Source organism: Bradyrhizobium septentrionale, assembly GCF_011516645.4.
Classification (GTDB): Bacteria; Pseudomonadota; Alphaproteobacteria; order Rhizobiales; family Xanthobacteraceae; genus Bradyrhizobium; species Bradyrhizobium septentrionale.
On record NZ_CP088285.1, the window covers coordinates 729,644 to 745,363 of the forward strand.

Here is a 15,720-nt window from a genome sequence, read left to right on the forward strand (position 1 = left end):
GTTTCACCTATTCGTCCCGGCACTCGAGCTCCCAAAAGTTATGGGGCCGTGGCGACGTCGCTCGTGAGACCCGCGCCGAGCTTTTCAACCAAAGCCAAGCATTCACGCACGGCAGCTTCACGGATCACAAGTCGTTGGCCTTCTCGATAATTTGTATCGCGCGTCTTGGCGACATAGTCGGCATCCACGAGGCCTTCGCGATGCGCAAGCAAGTGACGCTGCTGGAACCCTCGGTTCAGCTTCGCCAGCTCTTCTGGACTCAAGTAAACGTCATATCCGTTTCCGAACGTGCTCTGCCAATGGCGGCTGCCTTCTTCCAAATTCTGGAAAACATTGCGCCGCAACTTGGGCTGTCCTGGCTTCTTATCGTACAGGGCTTCCGCAAATCTCTGAAATGCGGTCACCAGGCGCTGCAGTGAATCCTCGGTAAGCATGCGGAGGGTATTTTCTGCACTATCACGATCGGGTAAACTAGCGGCAATGGCAGAAAGATTGTCGAGGGTGGCACGTATCGTGCCGAGAGATTGAGTAAAGACGAGGTCGGCGGCATTGTGTCCGCAAGCGGGGCAGAAGTACGCGGACCCAATCACTGCATATCGGCAGGAATACTGGGGACACTTGATCTTCAGCTGCATAGGGTCTGTCGCGGCAGCAGGAAGCACAATTTCTTTTGGCTTCGCGTCGACTTGCAACGACATGGATATGAAAGAGCGGCGCGGCTGCTTTCGATTGAACCGCTTAGCGTCCCGAACCATCGCGGAATTGACGCGGTGCTTGACTTCCGCGAAAGCGGCTTCCTTCGCCTTTTCGATCTGCTCATGTGTCCACCACGAGTCGGACGCAGCCTCGCGACCGCAGAATGGGCACCATACAGCTTCATCTCGAACGATGTCGCGCCAATCGTTCTCATGTACCTTGAAAAGAAATTCGCACTCTGTGGCCGGGCATTGCCGGTCCCAATAGCCGTCAACATCGCCCTCGGAAGAGACCGGAACGGAAATCTTCGTCCCATCTAATCCCTTCAGGGTCTTAATAAGGTCCTCAAACATTAATGCCCTCCGAGTCGCATTTCCTAAAATATCACGGACTGGAACTCCCGTTCTGCCGGACGATTCCCTTCAACTACCGCAGCCGTCGCCTGATTTGAGCTTCGGTATCCTCTTGATTGGCCTCGTACTCACAGGTCTTCACCATATTCATAAGCAGCGAGCCAGAAACAAACGGATGTGAGAACTGCAGCGCCTGACCCCATCTCCGATTTTGTTCAGCCAGCTGCCGCTCTTGTCCTCCCTCGCCCTTCCCGTAAGTTATAAAGACCAGTGCACACGCCCTGCGAGATTTTCTCGGATTGGATATCCTCCATAACGTCTCGCACCGGTTCACATGGCCAGATGCCTTCGTCGTCAGCAGGAGCATGGGCTAGCAACTTGCCAAGACAGATGTGGGCAATTTCCGCGCGAGCTAGTTGCGAACAGGTCTCTCGGACAGTCTTGACCCACTTAGCGAGAAAATCTGTTTTCAGCTCGCCGAGATCATTATGTCCCGGCGTAACCTGAAGCGCATCCAGCAACTTGTATCCACGTTCGGCGAGATGTTTGGCATTTTCCGGCGCAACTTTCCACTCCGGTGGATCTTCGCCATCGTCTTTCCGCTTATAGGTCCAAACGATGCCCTGAATGAAAAGCTCCGGATGGGCCTCCATATACTTTTCCAGGTTCGGAATGCAGGATTTCTCGCGAGAGCCCAAACCAGGAGACAAGGCTTCGATATACGCTAACTCAAGACTGGCCTTATCTTCGAGCGAAATTCCAGATTCTGGTCGACAAGGGCGAAGGCTCGCCGAATGTCGTATCGCTCAACCTCCCTGTCAAACGCCACAGGTATAAGGTTCTGCGCGCCCTGCGAAAGCTTTGGAAGCACGCCGGGTCTATCGAAGACAAGCACACGATCTCGGTGTCCGCCGAAGTCCGCATCCTCGCTCTTAAAGAGTTGGGCCAAGAAAGCGAGAGCCTCTTGGTACGAGTCGGCCGTGATTGCGGTGGGACCATTCGGCGAGTTGGATAACCGCGAAATCATCTTCCGCCGCGCGGCAGCAATAGCGGTTTCGAAAAGCGAGCCAGTCAGTGGAGGGTTGCCCGCCGAGCCGGTTGCCTTGGAGGACCTGCTTAAGGCGCGGGAACATCTGGTTGCCGAGGTGGCGGGAAAAATGCCTGCGGAGCACCGGTAATTTCTGGTGGGATTTAAGCGCGGGCAAGCTAGCCCGTCCTATTCGTGAGAGTGCTTTTTTTAGTCCGCTTGATGTGGCCGCACATCTGCTCTGACGAGGCGCGCGGGATTGCCTTCGGCTTTTCACCGCCTGACGACCCGTACTTTGCAACGCGCTTGAGGTGTAGGTTGGGCGAACGGGGGGCGGACGCCCCGCCGGTCAAGGACCGAGCGGCAGCAGCGCGCCTGGCAAGCCGCGGATCAGGTCGGCTTCGGGACATGCCGCGGCAAACGCAAGGCGAATGCGGCTCGTGGTCTCGACGACACGGGCAGCGAGTTTCAAGAGCCGAAGACGCAGCGTCGCGAACTCGGCTGTGGCCAATTCCCGGGCTTTGGGAATCGCGTCGCGCACGGTCAGCATCAGCCAATAAGCGGCGGTGTGGAGAACGAGGCGGACTTGATTGGCGAGCGCCGAACGGCAGCTGGTGCGATCGGAGGCGAGCTGTGTCTTATGCAGCTTGATCAGATTCTCGGCTTGGCCGCGCGCGCAATACAGGCTGTCGTAGATCCACTCGGCCGAGCCGACATCGAGGCTGGTGACGACGAAGCGGATGTCGAGGCCGAGCATTGTCGCCTCAATACGGGCGACGGTGCGTCGTTCGCGATCCCAGGACTTTGCCTTGTGGCGCGTCTCGGTATAGCCACGCAGAACCGGCAGGTTCTCGATGGCGCGTCGCGTGCGGATGTCGTCGGCGGCCTCGTCGAGTTTTCTGGCGAGCGGCTTGGTGCCGGACAGACCGAAGATGTAGTCGATGCCGTTGGTCTCGCACCACGTCATGGCCTCCGGCCGAGCATAGTGCGCCCGTCGCCACGGAACGTAATTCGCGTGTTGTGCCACCGCGTCCGGATATGCCGGATCAGGCGGCGCAGATGGGCACGCACCTCGACGCCGCCCGGCGTCTTGCCGGGCCGCAGCACGACCGCCACGGGCCGGCTCTTCTCCGTGTCGTAGACGTGGATCGGCAGGAAGCAGCGTTCGTCATAATGAGCGTTGAACAGCGAGAGCTGCTGATGGCCGTGGACGACATCGCAGGTATCATCGATGTCGAGCGTGACGGATGCCGGCTCGCGCGGGTAGCTATCCATCCATGCGTCGACCAAAGTGTAGGTCAGTCGGATCACGTCGCGCAGGCGCGGAGCATTCTCCAGCCGCGACAGCGTCGGTTGGGAACACAGATCGCGACCCGTGTCCGGCAGCCGTCCGCAGGCCAGCTTGAATGCGGGATCGGACCGCAGATGATCGAGGTCGTCGGCGTCCTCGTAGCCGCAGCAGATCGCGAACATGCGCGCGCGGAACATATCGACAAGGCTGTGCACGACCCGCGTCGGATCGCGCCGATCCGGGAACACCCGGGCCAAATTGTCGGCCAAGCCGAGACGCCGCTCGGCCATCGCCAGAAGCATCACGCCCCCGTTCGAGGTCAGCCGACCGCCATCGAAGGCAGCTGTGACTTTCCTGGCGTGAACGGCTGGAAACGAGAAGGGCAGAATCGTATCATCGGTCATGGCGGGCGTGGTGTTCGCGGCTGAAGGTGATGGGGTGGCTTTGCAACCGAATCCTACGCCGCATCAGCGCTTTACACCACGCTCGCCAGCCTCTCAGGCGCCCTCTGACGAATAAGACGGGCTAGGTGGTGTGGACACTTATCGCATCCATAAGACGATGGCTGCGAGAGTGACGACGGCCAGGTAATTTCGGGCGGTCTTTTCGAAGCGGGTTGCAACGCGGCGGAACTGCTTGAGCTTTGAGAAGCAGCATTCGACGAGATGACGCTGGGCATAGAAATGCTTGTCGAGTGGATATTTGAGCGCCCGTGACGGGTTGTTGGGGATCACGGCGAGCGCGCCTTTGGCGGCGATGGCTTGGCGCAAGTGATCGGCGTCATAGGCCGTATCGGCCATGACGACCTCGGCGGATAAGCCTTCGATCAATGCGGCGGCTTGCGGTGCATCGCCCTTCTGACCTGCGGTAAGCGTGAACCGCACCGGACATCCCAAGCCTCGAACGGCCATATGTATCTTGGTGCTCAGGCCGCCGCGCGAGCGGCCGATCGCTTGATCTTCCGCTTGATCTTCAGACCCCCCTTTTTGGCGCCGGCGGCGTGCTGATGCGCCCGAACAATGGTGGAATCGACGATCAGATATTCGAAGTCCGGATCATCGGACATCGCCTCGAAGATCCGCCACCAAACACCCTTGATGCTCCATCGACTGAAGCGCCGGAACACGCTGTTCCAGTCCCCAAACACCTCCGGAAGATCGCGCCAGGGAGACCCCGTACGCACGATCCACAGCACACCTTCCACGAACATCCGGTTGTCGCGCCCGGTGGAGCCCTTCTGATCGGGGCGCCCTATGATCAGCGGCGCTATCCGCTCCCACGCCGCGTCGCTCAATACCAAACGGTCCATCACACCCAAGGCGGCCTCCCCAAAAGCAGCCTTGAATCTGATTTGCTCCTAAAAGGGAATCCTTAGAGTCCACACCACCTAGTTGACCTGTGGACGTGAGGTAGCGTGGATCCAGACAATCTTGACACACCCAATGTAACAGCTTGGCTGCAGGTGTAGCACCCGGAATTGCGAGAGCAAGCGGGATAGGTCGGGGATGTCCCGATTGGTGTTGAACTACGTCGGGCCGACGTTGCCGGAATGAATGTTACGCGGCCCTCGAGACGTGGGCAACGAGCTTGATCGTCATGCGATCGTGGTGAGCTTGAAGGGCCGCACGCAGAACCGACAATTGCTTATGCGCCTTCAATCGTCGGAAGCCCTTGTTGGCCTCGATCATGCCGGCCGCGCCCCATCGCAACGCCATACCGGCATCCCGCCAGCGTTCGGCGTTGCGCGTGACGCGGCGAATGGTGCCCATCATGTTCTCGGCGATGTTGGTACAAGCGAGCGATCGACGAAGCTCCTTCGGCAGCTTCAACCGGACGACAGTCAGGATTTCGTCGAGGCCTTCGAGGATGCTGGCCGCTACGCCGGGGCATTGCTGGTCGAGTCGACGCGCGAGATTGCGGATCAATTTTTCAGCCTTGTCGGCGTCATCGAGCTCCCAGGCCTGGCGCAGCACCCGATCTTTCGGCAGGCGTTCCATGATGTTGCGCGCCTTGTGGATCTGGCAGCGCTGGATCGCAGCGGCCGAACCGAAGGTGCGGCGGATCGCCTTCGACAACGCTTTCGCGCCGTCGGCGATGAACAGTGTTGGCACCGTCGGGTCGAGCCCGCGCGAGACCAGGTTGTCCAGCAGGGCCTGAACCGTTGCGGCATTCTGGGTCGCCCCTTCCACCAGCGCCAGCGGATGCTTGTTGCCTTCGCCGTCAACCCCGATCGCGGCGACCAGCACGAGATCGTCGCCGAGATGCAGCCCGTCGATTTGGACCACCAGAAGGTCGAGCGCGGACAGATCGGCAGCCATGAAGTCAGCCAGCCGCGCCGCCGACAGCGCTACGAACCTCCGCGAGGCCGCCGACTTCGAAACCCCCGGTCCGGGCGGTGCCGGCACGTGACCTTCGGGCAGCCGGACAGCGCGGCCGAACCGGCGCGTCGATACATTGATCAGCATCAGGTTCATCGCCCAGCGACCGAGCCAGTCCTCCTGCGCCGCCGTTTCCCAGCTCGGGATCGTGACCTCGCCGCCATCCACGCCCCGGACCCGCGGGCGCTCGACCTCGATCTTGCCGCCGTGGAAACCGATCCGTCCCTGCGTTCGGCCCCAACGGTGCGCCCGCCGCGCCGCATCGCGACCGTGGCGCGGCCCGCAGGCCGCCGTCACATCCGCCTCCATCATCGTGCCGAGCGCCTCGATCCCTGCTGCAAGGCAGAACCGATCGAAGCTCGCCCGCACTTCCGCAAACGCTTCGTCCACCGCCCCGGTCGCCGGCCAACCAGCCGGTGTGATATCTCTCGTCATGGCGTTGCTCTCCTTTGTGGAATCAGCACCCCGAGCCTACCGGCTTAAGGTGGGCAACGCCGACCTCTTCAGAAATTCAACAGAACCCGGGACATCCCCGAAATTCGTTCACGATGGGGTCCGGATCGGCGCCGATCGGCCTCCCGCTATCTTCCAAAGTCACGAACCAGATCAATAGGTGGCCTCACGTCGCCCCGGGGGCGCATTCTGGGGCTTATTTACACTTGGGGCGGACACGCCGCGTCAGGAGAGGCTCCGGACATGGGCGACGCTGCTGGCCGCGCGCCCGATAGAGCTGGACCAGCGATTACTTTGTCCGTCGGACATCTCTTCGTCCGTCATCCGGGACGGATCGAGTAATTCCTCCTTGCCGCAAGCCAATCTCACAGGTTGCGTTAGGGAACCTACAAGGTTTGGCAGGCGGCTAACTCAACAAGCTTAGGTAACCTAACGGCCCCGGTCGCGCAGTACGGGGACATCCCATACGAAGGAGATCGCAGATGGCCTACGAGAACCTCGTCAATCAAAGCGGGCTGACGCTTACGATTTTGCTCATTACGCGTGTTGACTCGGAGCCGAACCAGTAACGGACCGATTGTGGCGGCGGCACTACCGGCGGGCGGCAGGCAGACGGTTGAGTACGGTAATACGCAGACTCCTTTCCTCAACGGGATCGTGATTTCCTTGTCTTTCGATGGGCGTTTTCGAGCGCCTCGCAGACCGTGACAACTCGCGGCAGGAGCCGGAATAATCTGCTGAACGACAAGGCCGACCCTGTCGGCGCCGCCGCCTGCTCGACGGGGTGCCCCAGATGGACGGAAAGCTCAAGCTCATGCCTCCGTCCACTCCCGTGCAGCGGTGATCGCGGGCGCCGAATTGTTAAATGGCCTTCCGGCCGCGACGCATCCTGGTTCCTTCATCTGGGTAGTACACAAGGACCGAAGGTGCTCTGGGACAGAGTATCCCTCGGGACCCCAAGAGGCTATGAAACGACCGCACGTCATCATGGGAGGCGGTATATGCATATGAGCACCAATCTTGCGGTACACGAACCGAGCAACGCGCTCCGGCTGGTGACACAGGCGTATATGAGCCTTCTCCTCATCGCCTTTGCCCTTATGCCCGCCCAGTTCATTGCCTATCTGTATTTCCAGCAGGATCCCACGCTAAAATTCGAGAATCACCTGTTTCATGAATTCGCGATTGCCGTCGCCACCCTCGAAGGGCTGTTCGTCACCTATGTGACGTGGCGTTGCTACCGGTCTTCAGGCGAACCTCTGTTGCGTTGGTTGACGCTGGGTTTTCTCGGCTTCGTGCTGGTCTATTCGCCGCACGGCGCCTTCACCGAGATGGCACACCGCAATATTTGGCTGTTTCTGCTCTATGGGCCAGCGTCGCGTCTCGCGATGTCGATTCTGCTCTTCGTTGGGCTGCTCTGCTACAACCAGCCGTCAGACAAGCGTTCGGATCCGCGCGCATGGCTGATCTGGATCGGCTTATTCCTGACGATGGATATAGCCGTCGCCTTGATCGCCTACTCCCCCTATGCGGGACACCCCGCGGTACGCTTGTCCATGGAGGGCGGCGCAATGGTGTTCAGCGCGCTGAACGTCGCGGTCATGTTCATGCGACGGATTCACTCGCCGCTCATGCTCGTTTTCGGCATTTCGGTCGGGTGGTTTGCGCTATCGTCGCTCGCATTCATTCTGGCGGCGCCGTGGAATCATATGTGGTGGCTCGCCCACGCGATCTTTGCGGGCGGGTTCTTCCTGCTCAGCTATGGCGTTGTCCAGGCGCTCCGAACGACGCAATCCTTCTCGACAATCTATAGCCAGGAAGAAATGATGGCCCGCCTGGCCGAGTCGATGGCCGACACTCAAAGGGCACTACAACAAGTTCAAGTGAGCAATCAAATGTTAGAGCGTCTTGCCGCCACCGACCCACTGACCGGCGCCGGAAATCGGCGACACTTCCTCGAGCATATCGGCGCCGAGATCGCGCGGGCCAAACGAACCGGTGCTCCATTATCTCTGCTGTCGCTCGATCTCGACCATTTCAAGGATATCAATGACTCACGTGGTCACAGCGTCGGCGATGAGGTGCTCCGCGCATTTGTGCGAAAGTGTCTGGAGGCAATTCGCCCTTATGACTCTGTCGCGCGCGTGGGCGGTGAAGAATTCATGGTCTTGCTGCCGGGAGCGACGCTCGACACGGCTTGCGCGGTAGCCGAGCGCCTACGATCGACGATTGAAGGCACTGCATTCGACGTCGAAGCCCGACCGTCGGTCTGCGTCACCATCAGTGTTGGGGTGTCGGAGCTCGGGCGCGATGGAGACACGCTTGACGGATTGCTGAACGTCGCAGATCAGCGGCTCTATCGCGCAAAACATGAAGGTCGCAATCGTGTGATTGCCGCGTAGGCTTCGTTCATTCGCGCGCTTAGCCTAAGGCTGCACGAGCAACATGGTCGTGACCGGGAATCGCGGCGGCGAACCACGTAGATCGCATCTTGCTTTACGCGGTCGAGCGAGTCTCTTTATCCATCAACGCCGCGAGCCGGACAATGGCTTCGCGGTCGCAAGGTTCGCGCTGAAGCTGGTTGAGCAGGCGCGCCGCACAAAACCTGGTGTTAAGTGTGCATTTATGCCACTTGTAAGAGCTTGCTGGAATAACCGGCGTCAGCGAAGGTTCGACTGTGATGAGTTTGTCAAATCCACGATCGCGCGTATTGCGCGCCGATTGGTTCGATTGGCGTAGTTCTGCCACAAGGGATTTCATCGCTCTCTTTGGGGGCGTCGTTCTTGCTTCGATCTTGGCGCATGTTTATGAGCTTGGCCCTCGTTTGTTTCAGCTGGGACGGGGCTATGCGGATTCGGCACTCGACGCCATCGTATTCATGATGTTTGTCGCATTCTTTCTGAGCGTTGCGCTGACAATCTTTAGTGTTCGCCGCTATCGAGATCTCGCCCGAGAAACCAAAGCACGAACCATTGCAGAAGCAGAAGCGCGCGATCTGGCGCGACATGATCCATTGACCGGCCTGCCTAACCGTCGCCTGTTTGATGAAAAACTTGATGCGTGCCTTGGCCTCGCCGGCGACACCCACCAGGTGGCCGTTCTGATGCTTGGCCTTAGGGGCTTCAAGAGAATCAAGGACGCGCATGGCCACGCAGCGGGGGACAAGGCGCTTTGCGAATTTGCCAACAGGCTCGCCGACGTCTTGCGCACGGATGGCGTCCTGGCGAGGATTGGAGGCGACGAATTCGGGATTGTCATGCCAGACATTAGCTCCTTTGAGGATCCCACCAATCTGGCGCGCCGTATTGTGGCGTCCGCCGGCGACACTTTCGCGATCGAGACGGGGTCAGCCGAGCTTGGTGTTGGAATTGGCATCGCCATCGCTCCGATTGACGGCGTCAATCTCCACGAATTGGTCAGGCGCGCAGAACGTGCACTTTATCGCGCACAAGGCGATGGCAGGTCGTGTGTTCGCTTTTTCGAACCAGAGATGGACATGCATGTCGAGCGGCGCATCCAGATCGAGCGAGAGCTTCGCAGCGCGATAACGGCCGATATTATCGAGCCGCACTACCAGCCGTTCGTTTCGCTCAAAAGTAATTGCATCATCGGGTTCGAGGCCCTGGCGCGTTGGGAAAACCGGACTTTTGGGCATATTCCGCCCGACGTGTTTATTCCGATTGCAGAAGAAACTGGCCTCATCAACGCGCTTGGCGATCAGCTTTTTCGCCGCGCCTGTTTTGATGCCAATGTGTGGCCGGAGATGTTTACGCTTGCCTTCAATATTTCGCCGATTCAGTTGCGTGACCCCGCGCTTGGACAGCGCATTCTATCGATCCTTGGGCAAACCGGGGTCAGTCCGAGCCGCCTGGAGATTGAAATTACGGAGAGCGCGTTCGTGGAAAAGACCGGGGTTGCGAAGACCGTGATGGATGAACTCCGTCAAGCCGGCGTCCGCATCGCGCTCGATGATTTCGGTACGGGTTATGCTACGCTTAGCCAGCTGCTTTCGTTTCGTCTCGACAAGATCAAGATAGACCGCAGCTTCGTGTCGCATCTCGACGACAGTACCGACAGCCAGGTGATCGTTCGTGCTATCCTTGGCCTTGCAAATGGATTTGGTTTGACGGCCACGGCCGAGGGTGTCGAAGACGCAGGCCAGCTGGCCTATCTGGTGGCCAATGGTTGCGCAGAAGGACAAGGTTATCTGTTCAGTGATGCCGTCCCGGCCGCCGGTATCCCCGCGCTGCTTAGTCGCCCGTTAAGAAGCTTCCAGGCGACTGATCTGGAATCGTAATTTGGCTGGAATGACGTTCTGAGATTGCAAGGTTTTGGTGTTTTGTGCATCGGAAGCTTGCAATTTCGTTTTCGAGATTCCTCGACGGGCGAAGCATGATTCCCTGTCCGCATCGGAGGGCACGATGCGGCCGAAGAAGCACAAAACGACGGGAGCGAACGATCTTTTCCGGGCGCGGCTCGACCAGATCATCAATCTGAAGCACGAGCTGGTCCGGCTCACCGGCAAGATCGATTGGGACTGGATCGACGGCGAGATCGCGCCGCTCTACAGCGAGAACGGCCGGCCGGGGATTGAGACCCGCTTCGTGATCGGGCTGTTGTTGCTCAAGCGCATTTACGGGCTGTCCGATGAGGGGGTATGCGAACGCTGGGTCTACGACCCGTATTTCCAGTACTTCACTGGCGAAGAGTTCTTCCAGCACGCATTCCCGCACGAGCGCTCGGACCTGAGCCATTGGCGCAAGCGGCTCGGCGACAGACTGGTTCGGATGGACATCAAACAGTTGCGCCAGCTCGGCCAACGTCTTCTCCCCCTTCACGGCCGCCAAAGCCACCTTGCCGTGAATGAAGCCGAAGACGCAGCGTCGCGAACTCGGCAGTGGCCAATTCCCGGACTTTGGGAATCGCGTCGCGCACGGTCAGCATCAGCCAATAAGCGGTGCCGGAGAATGCGTCCGGCGACTCCTCTTCGTCATCTTCGCTCCTGATTCGCGGCAAGAATCCTCGCCGCTCTGACGTAGCGAATGCGTGCGCGTTTAGCCATTCTCGTCTCTCCTAATCTCTCCTAAATCTGCAAGTCCTGAAGGACCAGCATAGACCAATGGTGGGATTCGGCTGCCACCAATCCAGGTAGGTGCGGTGCAGTCCTTCTCCGCGATACTCTTTGCTCGCACCCTTGAGAATTGAGCCTCTCGGGGGGCAAGGTGGTCAGTCTCGCTAGCCCGTCCTATTCGTGAGAGTGCTTTTTTAGTCCGCTTGATGTGGCCGCACATCGGCTCTGACGAGGCGCGCGGGATTGCCTTCGGCTTTTCACCGCCCGACGACCGGTACTTCGCAACGCGCTTGAGGTGTAGGTTGGGCGAACGGGGGGCGCACGCCCCGCCGGTCAAGGACCGAGCGGCAGCAGCGCGCCTGGCAAGCCGCGGATCAGGTCGGCTTCGGGACAGGCCGCGGCAAACGCAAGGCGAATGCGGCTCGTGGTCTCGACGACACGGGCAGCGAGTTTCAAGAGTCGGCTTTGGCGAACACGAATCTCACATTCGCGGATGATCAGGACGCCAATAGGCGTCCGATTCCGTCCGCCGGAGCTATCTTCCGTCCTTAAAGGAGGTTTTCATGCGCCAAGAGCGGATCTATCTCGACGCGAGATCGGCCGACAATTTACGCAGCCTGCCTAGTCTGCGAGTGTCTGAACGACTCGATCTGCGGAAACGAGCCAACTCGCTGACGGAAGCGAGCTGACAACCGTCTGAAGCTCTGAAATGCAGGCGGCTATTGCGGGGTTGCGCTTCTCGCCACGCCGGTACGCCACGAAAATTTTTCGCGCGATGGTCGGCCTGATCTCCTTCAGACAGAGCTTTCCAACGTAGTCGCGGCCCCGAAGGCCTGGAATGATCGAAATCGAGCATCCGGCCTCGATCAAGGCGCGCACCACTTCGAAGCCGTGACAGTGCCCATTAATGACGGGATCGAAGCCAGTGTCCCTACAGGCTTTGACAATGACATTGGAATAGGTGATCGAGGCCGTGTCGAGCGCCCATTTCTCTTCGCTCAGTTCACGCAAGGTGGCATACGGGCGATCCGCGAGCGGGTGGCCTTCGGGAAGTAGGACGTGGAGGCTGTCATCGAGCAGATGAAGCATTTCAACCGTCGCCTCGGGAATTCCTGGCGCGGTCGTCAAATCATCCACGATGGCGACGTCCGTCTGCCAGGCGCGGAGAGCGGCTAGGAGCTTGTCTGGATAGTCGCTGTTCAAATCTGGTCGGGTCTGATTCAACATTGGGCGATGAGCAAGTATTTTCGGCCTTGGAACATCGATCAGACGCTGCTTCTGCCGCCGAATGTGCAGGACTTCGTGCCGAAAGGCCATGTCTCGCGGTTTATGGTTGATCTGGTGCGGGAGAGCCTCGATCTCAGGGAGATCATGGGCAGCTATGTGAGCGGGCTTGGGCAGCCGCCGTTTGATCCGCGGATGATGGTGGCGCTGCTGCTGCATAGCTATGCGAGTGGGCTGTATTCGTCGCGTCGGATTGCCAAGGCCTGCCGGGAGCGGAACGATTTTGTGATGATCGTGGCGCTGGATGCGCCGGATTTTCGGACGATCAGCGACTTTCGCAAGCGACATTTGAAGGCGCTCGGCGCGCTATTCGTGCAGGTTCTGAAGTTGTGCGAGACGGCCGGGCTGGTCAAGCTCGGTCATGTCGCGCTGGATGGTACGAAGATCAAGGCGAACGCGTCGAAACACAAGGCGATGAGTTATGAGCGCATGAAGAAGCGCGAGGCGGAATTGAAGGCCGAGGTCGCTCGCATGCTGGCGGCCGCCGAGGCGGCGGATGCCTCGGAGGATGAGACTTTCGGCAACAGCGACGAACTGCCGGACTGGACCGTCGACAAGCAGAAACGGCTGGCGAAGATCCAGCAAGCGATGGCGGCGCTGGAAGCGGACGCCAAACTGGCGGCGGAGGAAGAGCGCCGCATCGAGGCCGAAAAGGAACAGCAGCGCCAGGCCGAAGGCCGCAAGAAGCCGGGCAAACCGGCGGCGCTGCCATCGGAGGAACCCAATCCCAAGGCGCAACGCAACTTCACCGATCCGGAAAGCCGCATCATGAAGTCGAAGGATGGCTTCGTTCAGGCCTATAATGCCCAGGCGGCCGTCGATGCACATGCCCAGATCATTGTCGCGCAAGAACTGACCCAGCACGGCAGCGATCAGGGCCAGTTGGTGCCCCTGATCGAGGCCATCGAGAGCAATCTTGGCCGCAAGCCGCGGCAGGCCTCAGCGGATTCCGGCTACTGCAGCGAAGCCAATCTCGAAGCGCTCGACACACGCAGCATCGATGGCTATGTCGCGCCCGGACGCGCCAAACACCCGACAGTAGCGAACGGAAAAGTCGGCGGCCCGCTGACACAGGCCATGCGAAAGAAGATCGACGATGGCGGCTTCGAAACACCCTACCGATTGCGAAAGCAAGTGGTGGAGCCGGTGTTCGGGCAGATCAAACAGGCAAGAGGCTTCCGCCAGTTCCTGTTGCGGGGCATCGAGAAAGTGCGCGCCGAGTGGACAATGATCTGCACCGTCCATAACCTCCTCAAGCTGTTCAACCTCGCAAACGCAGCCTGAGCCTGCTACTCTACAACAAATGCCCGTCACGAAAACATATCTGGACGGGCTCCTAGGCCGTCCATTGGCTCAAGTTCGTCGAAGGTCGTCGCAAGGTCTGGAAAGCGATTGGCCATGGCCCGCATCGTCCGAGGAATCAATGACGCTGCCACCGATGGAAAAGCCGAAACGCGCAGCTCTCCCGCAACGGTGCGCTTGAGTTCCGCCAGGTCGGTCTTGGCTTCCTCCAGGATGCCGATCACCCTTCCTGCATGTTCGGTGAGGCGCTCGCCTGCGGGAGTCAGGCGGACGCCTCGCCCGCGGCGCTCGACAAGCTCAATCCCAACTTCGTCCTCGAGCAAAGCAATCTGCTGAGAGACAGCGGAGGGCGAGATAAACAAGGCGTCGGCCACCGATGCCATTGTTTTTCGCAGTGACAGCTCGCGAAGTGTGCGCAGGCGGGCAAAGTCCATGCGGTGAACTCGGGTTTTGCTCAGTCCTTAATCATGCAATTTCTCTAACGTATATGTCAATGTTAATTAAGTAGACCTGTATTCATAGTTGCGCCTAGCCTGCTCATTGTGAGAGGGGCGCCCCTTTCCCCTTGATCACGACGGAATTTGGCTATCAGGCTGAAGCTTCCGTGAGGCGACGGTAGCGGACCGAGCTCGAGGAACCACGGCGATCTCGAATTCGCAACTTTCGTGGAAGAAAATTTTCGCATGGTTCCATGCGGGAACAAACCCATCCGGCAGGAGATAGGGCGCGATTTCGTTGCCGGGTTCGATCGATGACCTAACGAATAGCAGGGGAATTGCGTCATGAAATACGGGAAACTTCTTGCCGCTGGGCTAACCGCGGCTGCAAGCCTTTGGGTGAGCGCTGCTTCGGCCGCCGTGCTGGACACAGTCAAGCAACGCGGCATCCTGAACTGCGGTACGGACAACACCGCGCCGGGCTTCGGCTACCTCAATACGAAGACTGGCAAGATGGAAGGCCTCGACGTGGATTTTTGTCGGGCGATGGCGGCCGCTGTGCTCGGCGACGCCGCGAAGGTCAACTTCGTAGTCGTGACCGACAAGAGTCGGTTCAACGCTCTACAGACCGGCCAGGTCGACGTCGTCTTCGCACACACCACGGTCAAGCCGGTGCGCGAGTCAGCCATCGGTATCGATTTCCTGCCGATCAGTTTCTACGACGGCACCGGCGTCATGGTGAAGGTTGCCTCCGGCGTGAAGTCGGTAGCGGAGCTAGACGGCGCGACGATCTGCACGACCCAGGGCTCCGGTACCGAAAGCACGCTCGCCGGAACCATCAGACAACGTGGCTTCAAAAACACGAAGGTCCTCACTTTTGAGAACCTAGAGAAGCTGTTTGGCGCGCTCGAAGGTGGGCGTTGTAATGCGATGTCAACAGACAAGTCCGCGCTCGCTGCATGGCGAGGAAATTCGGCCAAGCCGGCCGACTACGTGATTCTGCCGGAGACCCTCGATAAGTCGCCGTTTGCCGGCTTCGTGGCCGCCAACAATTCCAGGTGGCGCAACCTGCTGCGCTGGATGACGTACGCCCTTTTCCAGGCAGAATTGGGACATTACGTCGGTGAATATCGCCGATAAACTGAAGGACGAGAATCCCTTCATCCAGAAGTTCCTCGGTGTGAAGGGCGGCTTCGGAAAGGACTTCGGAGTGGCCGACGATTTCATCGCGACGATGGTGAAGGCGGTCGGCAACTACGGCGAAATCTACGACCGAAATCTCGGACCAACGACGCCCTATTTCATCGACCGCGCCGGCACCCCCAACGCGTCCTGGACGAAGGGCGGAGCCGAATACTCGCCCCCCTGGAATTGAGTCAGGCCTCAGGCGCAAGCCTTCGGGCTTGCGCCTGTCCAAGGGATGCCAAC

Annotated in this window: 12 protein-coding genes and 4 pseudogenes; 7 read left to right on the top strand and 9 right to left on the bottom strand. The window is 59.4% G+C overall.

The genetic code is table 11. The features are described 5' to 3' along the window. Positions 1-38: 38 nt before the first annotated feature. Positions 39-1,049 carry a hypothetical protein gene (locus HAP48_RS05395; RefSeq protein ID WP_029084990.1) on the bottom strand — a complete coding sequence of 337 codons (1,011 nt, stop codon included), beginning with the start codon at positions 1,047-1,049 and terminating at the stop codon, positions 39-41. Between the two features lie 215 nt (positions 1,050-1,264). Further along, positions 1,265-1,702 carry a hypothetical protein gene (locus tag HAP48_RS05400; protein ID WP_166214505.1) on the bottom strand — a complete coding sequence of 146 codons (438 nt, stop codon included), beginning with the start codon at positions 1,700-1,702 and terminating at the stop codon, positions 1,265-1,267. Positions 1,703-2,029: 327 nt separating this feature from the next. Here HAP48_RS05400 and HAP48_RS05405 point away from each other — a divergent pair, with 327 nt between their 5' ends. Next, on the top strand, positions 2,030-2,227 hold the full coding sequence (locus tag HAP48_RS05405) for a hypothetical protein (protein ID WP_166214504.1): 198 nt from the start codon (positions 2,030-2,032) through the stop codon (positions 2,225-2,227). A gap of 198 nt (positions 2,228-2,425) precedes the next feature. On the opposite strand, the pseudogene HAP48_RS05410 reads toward HAP48_RS05405, so the two are convergent. The 3 genes and pseudogenes from HAP48_RS05410 to HAP48_RS05420 form a co-directional block, all read right to left on the bottom strand. Then, a pseudogene (locus HAP48_RS05410) lies at positions 2,426-3,771 on the bottom strand (IS1380 family transposase). 138 nt (positions 3,772-3,909) lie between these two features. After that, positions 3,910-4,685: pseudogene (locus HAP48_RS05415) on the bottom strand (IS5 family transposase). 238 nt (positions 4,686-4,923) lie between these two features. Then, the gene (locus HAP48_RS05420) at positions 4,924-6,180 is read right to left on the bottom strand and encodes an IS256 family transposase (RefSeq protein WP_166214503.1); all 1,257 of its coding nucleotides are present in this window, start codon (positions 6,178-6,180) and stop codon (positions 4,924-4,926) included. Between the two features lie 1,025 nt (positions 6,181-7,205). Here HAP48_RS05420 and HAP48_RS49925 point away from each other — a divergent pair. Next, complete coding sequence (locus HAP48_RS49925) at positions 7,206-8,600, top strand: GGDEF domain-containing protein (protein ID WP_165129144.1); 1,395 nt, start codon at positions 7,206-7,208, stop codon at positions 8,598-8,600. Positions 8,601-8,694: 94 nt separating this feature from the next. Here HAP48_RS49925 and HAP48_RS05430 read toward each other — a convergent pair whose 3' ends face one another. Further along, entirely contained in the window at positions 8,695-8,958 is a 264-nt protein-coding gene (locus HAP48_RS05430; protein ID WP_166202924.1) for a hypothetical protein, read from the bottom strand. A 34-nt stretch (positions 8,959-8,992) separates the two neighbouring features. Between HAP48_RS05430 and HAP48_RS05435 the strand changes: the two genes are divergently transcribed. Both HAP48_RS05435 and HAP48_RS05440 read left to right on the top strand, forming a co-directional pair. After that, positions 8,993-10,495 (top strand): putative bifunctional diguanylate cyclase/phosphodiesterase, encoded by a 1,503-nt coding sequence (locus HAP48_RS05435; RefSeq protein ID WP_224496918.1) that lies wholly within the window; start codon positions 8,993-8,995, stop codon positions 10,493-10,495. 124 nt (positions 10,496-10,619) lie between these two features. After that, positions 10,620-11,006, top strand: a pseudogene (locus HAP48_RS05440) (transposase); the annotation flags it as partial. Positions 11,007-11,602: 596 nt separating this feature from the next. Here HAP48_RS05440 and HAP48_RS05450 read toward each other — a convergent pair. Together HAP48_RS05450 and HAP48_RS05455 are read right to left on the bottom strand one after the other, a co-directional pair. Continuing rightward, complete coding sequence (locus tag HAP48_RS05450) at positions 11,603-11,725, bottom strand: transposase (RefSeq protein ID WP_051346802.1); 123 nt, start codon at positions 11,723-11,725, stop codon at positions 11,603-11,605. 165 nt (positions 11,726-11,890) lie between these two features. Next, positions 11,891-12,496: a LysR substrate-binding domain-containing protein gene (locus HAP48_RS05455; protein WP_224496919.1), complete on the bottom strand. Its 606-nt coding sequence runs from the start codon at positions 12,494-12,496 to the stop codon at positions 11,891-11,893. 6 nt (positions 12,497-12,502) lie between these two features. Between HAP48_RS05455 and HAP48_RS05460 the strand changes: the two genes are divergently transcribed. Further along, a complete protein-coding gene (locus HAP48_RS05460; protein ID WP_166202952.1) occupies positions 12,503-13,837 on the top strand; it encodes an IS1182 family transposase in 1,335 nt (444 codons plus the stop codon). Positions 13,838-13,884: 47 nt separating this feature from the next. On the opposite strand, the pseudogene HAP48_RS05465 reads toward HAP48_RS05460, so the two are convergent. Continuing rightward, positions 13,885-14,289: pseudogene (locus tag HAP48_RS05465) on the bottom strand (LysR family transcriptional regulator); the annotation flags it as partial. A 348-nt stretch (positions 14,290-14,637) separates the two neighbouring features. On the opposite strand from HAP48_RS05465, the gene HAP48_RS05470 reads away from it, so the two are divergent. Together HAP48_RS05470 and HAP48_RS05475 are read left to right on the top strand one after the other, a co-directional pair. Continuing rightward, complete coding sequence (locus HAP48_RS05470; RefSeq protein ID WP_224496920.1) at positions 14,638-15,432, top strand: transporter substrate-binding domain-containing protein; 795 nt, start codon at positions 14,638-14,640, stop codon at positions 15,430-15,432. Next, positions 15,416-15,667, top strand: coding sequence for a hypothetical protein (locus HAP48_RS05475; RefSeq protein WP_224496921.1), 252 nt, complete (start codon positions 15,416-15,418; stop codon positions 15,665-15,667). The genes HAP48_RS05470 and HAP48_RS05475 overlap by 17 nt, the downstream gene beginning before the upstream one ends. Positions 15,668-15,720 lie beyond the last annotated feature (53 nt).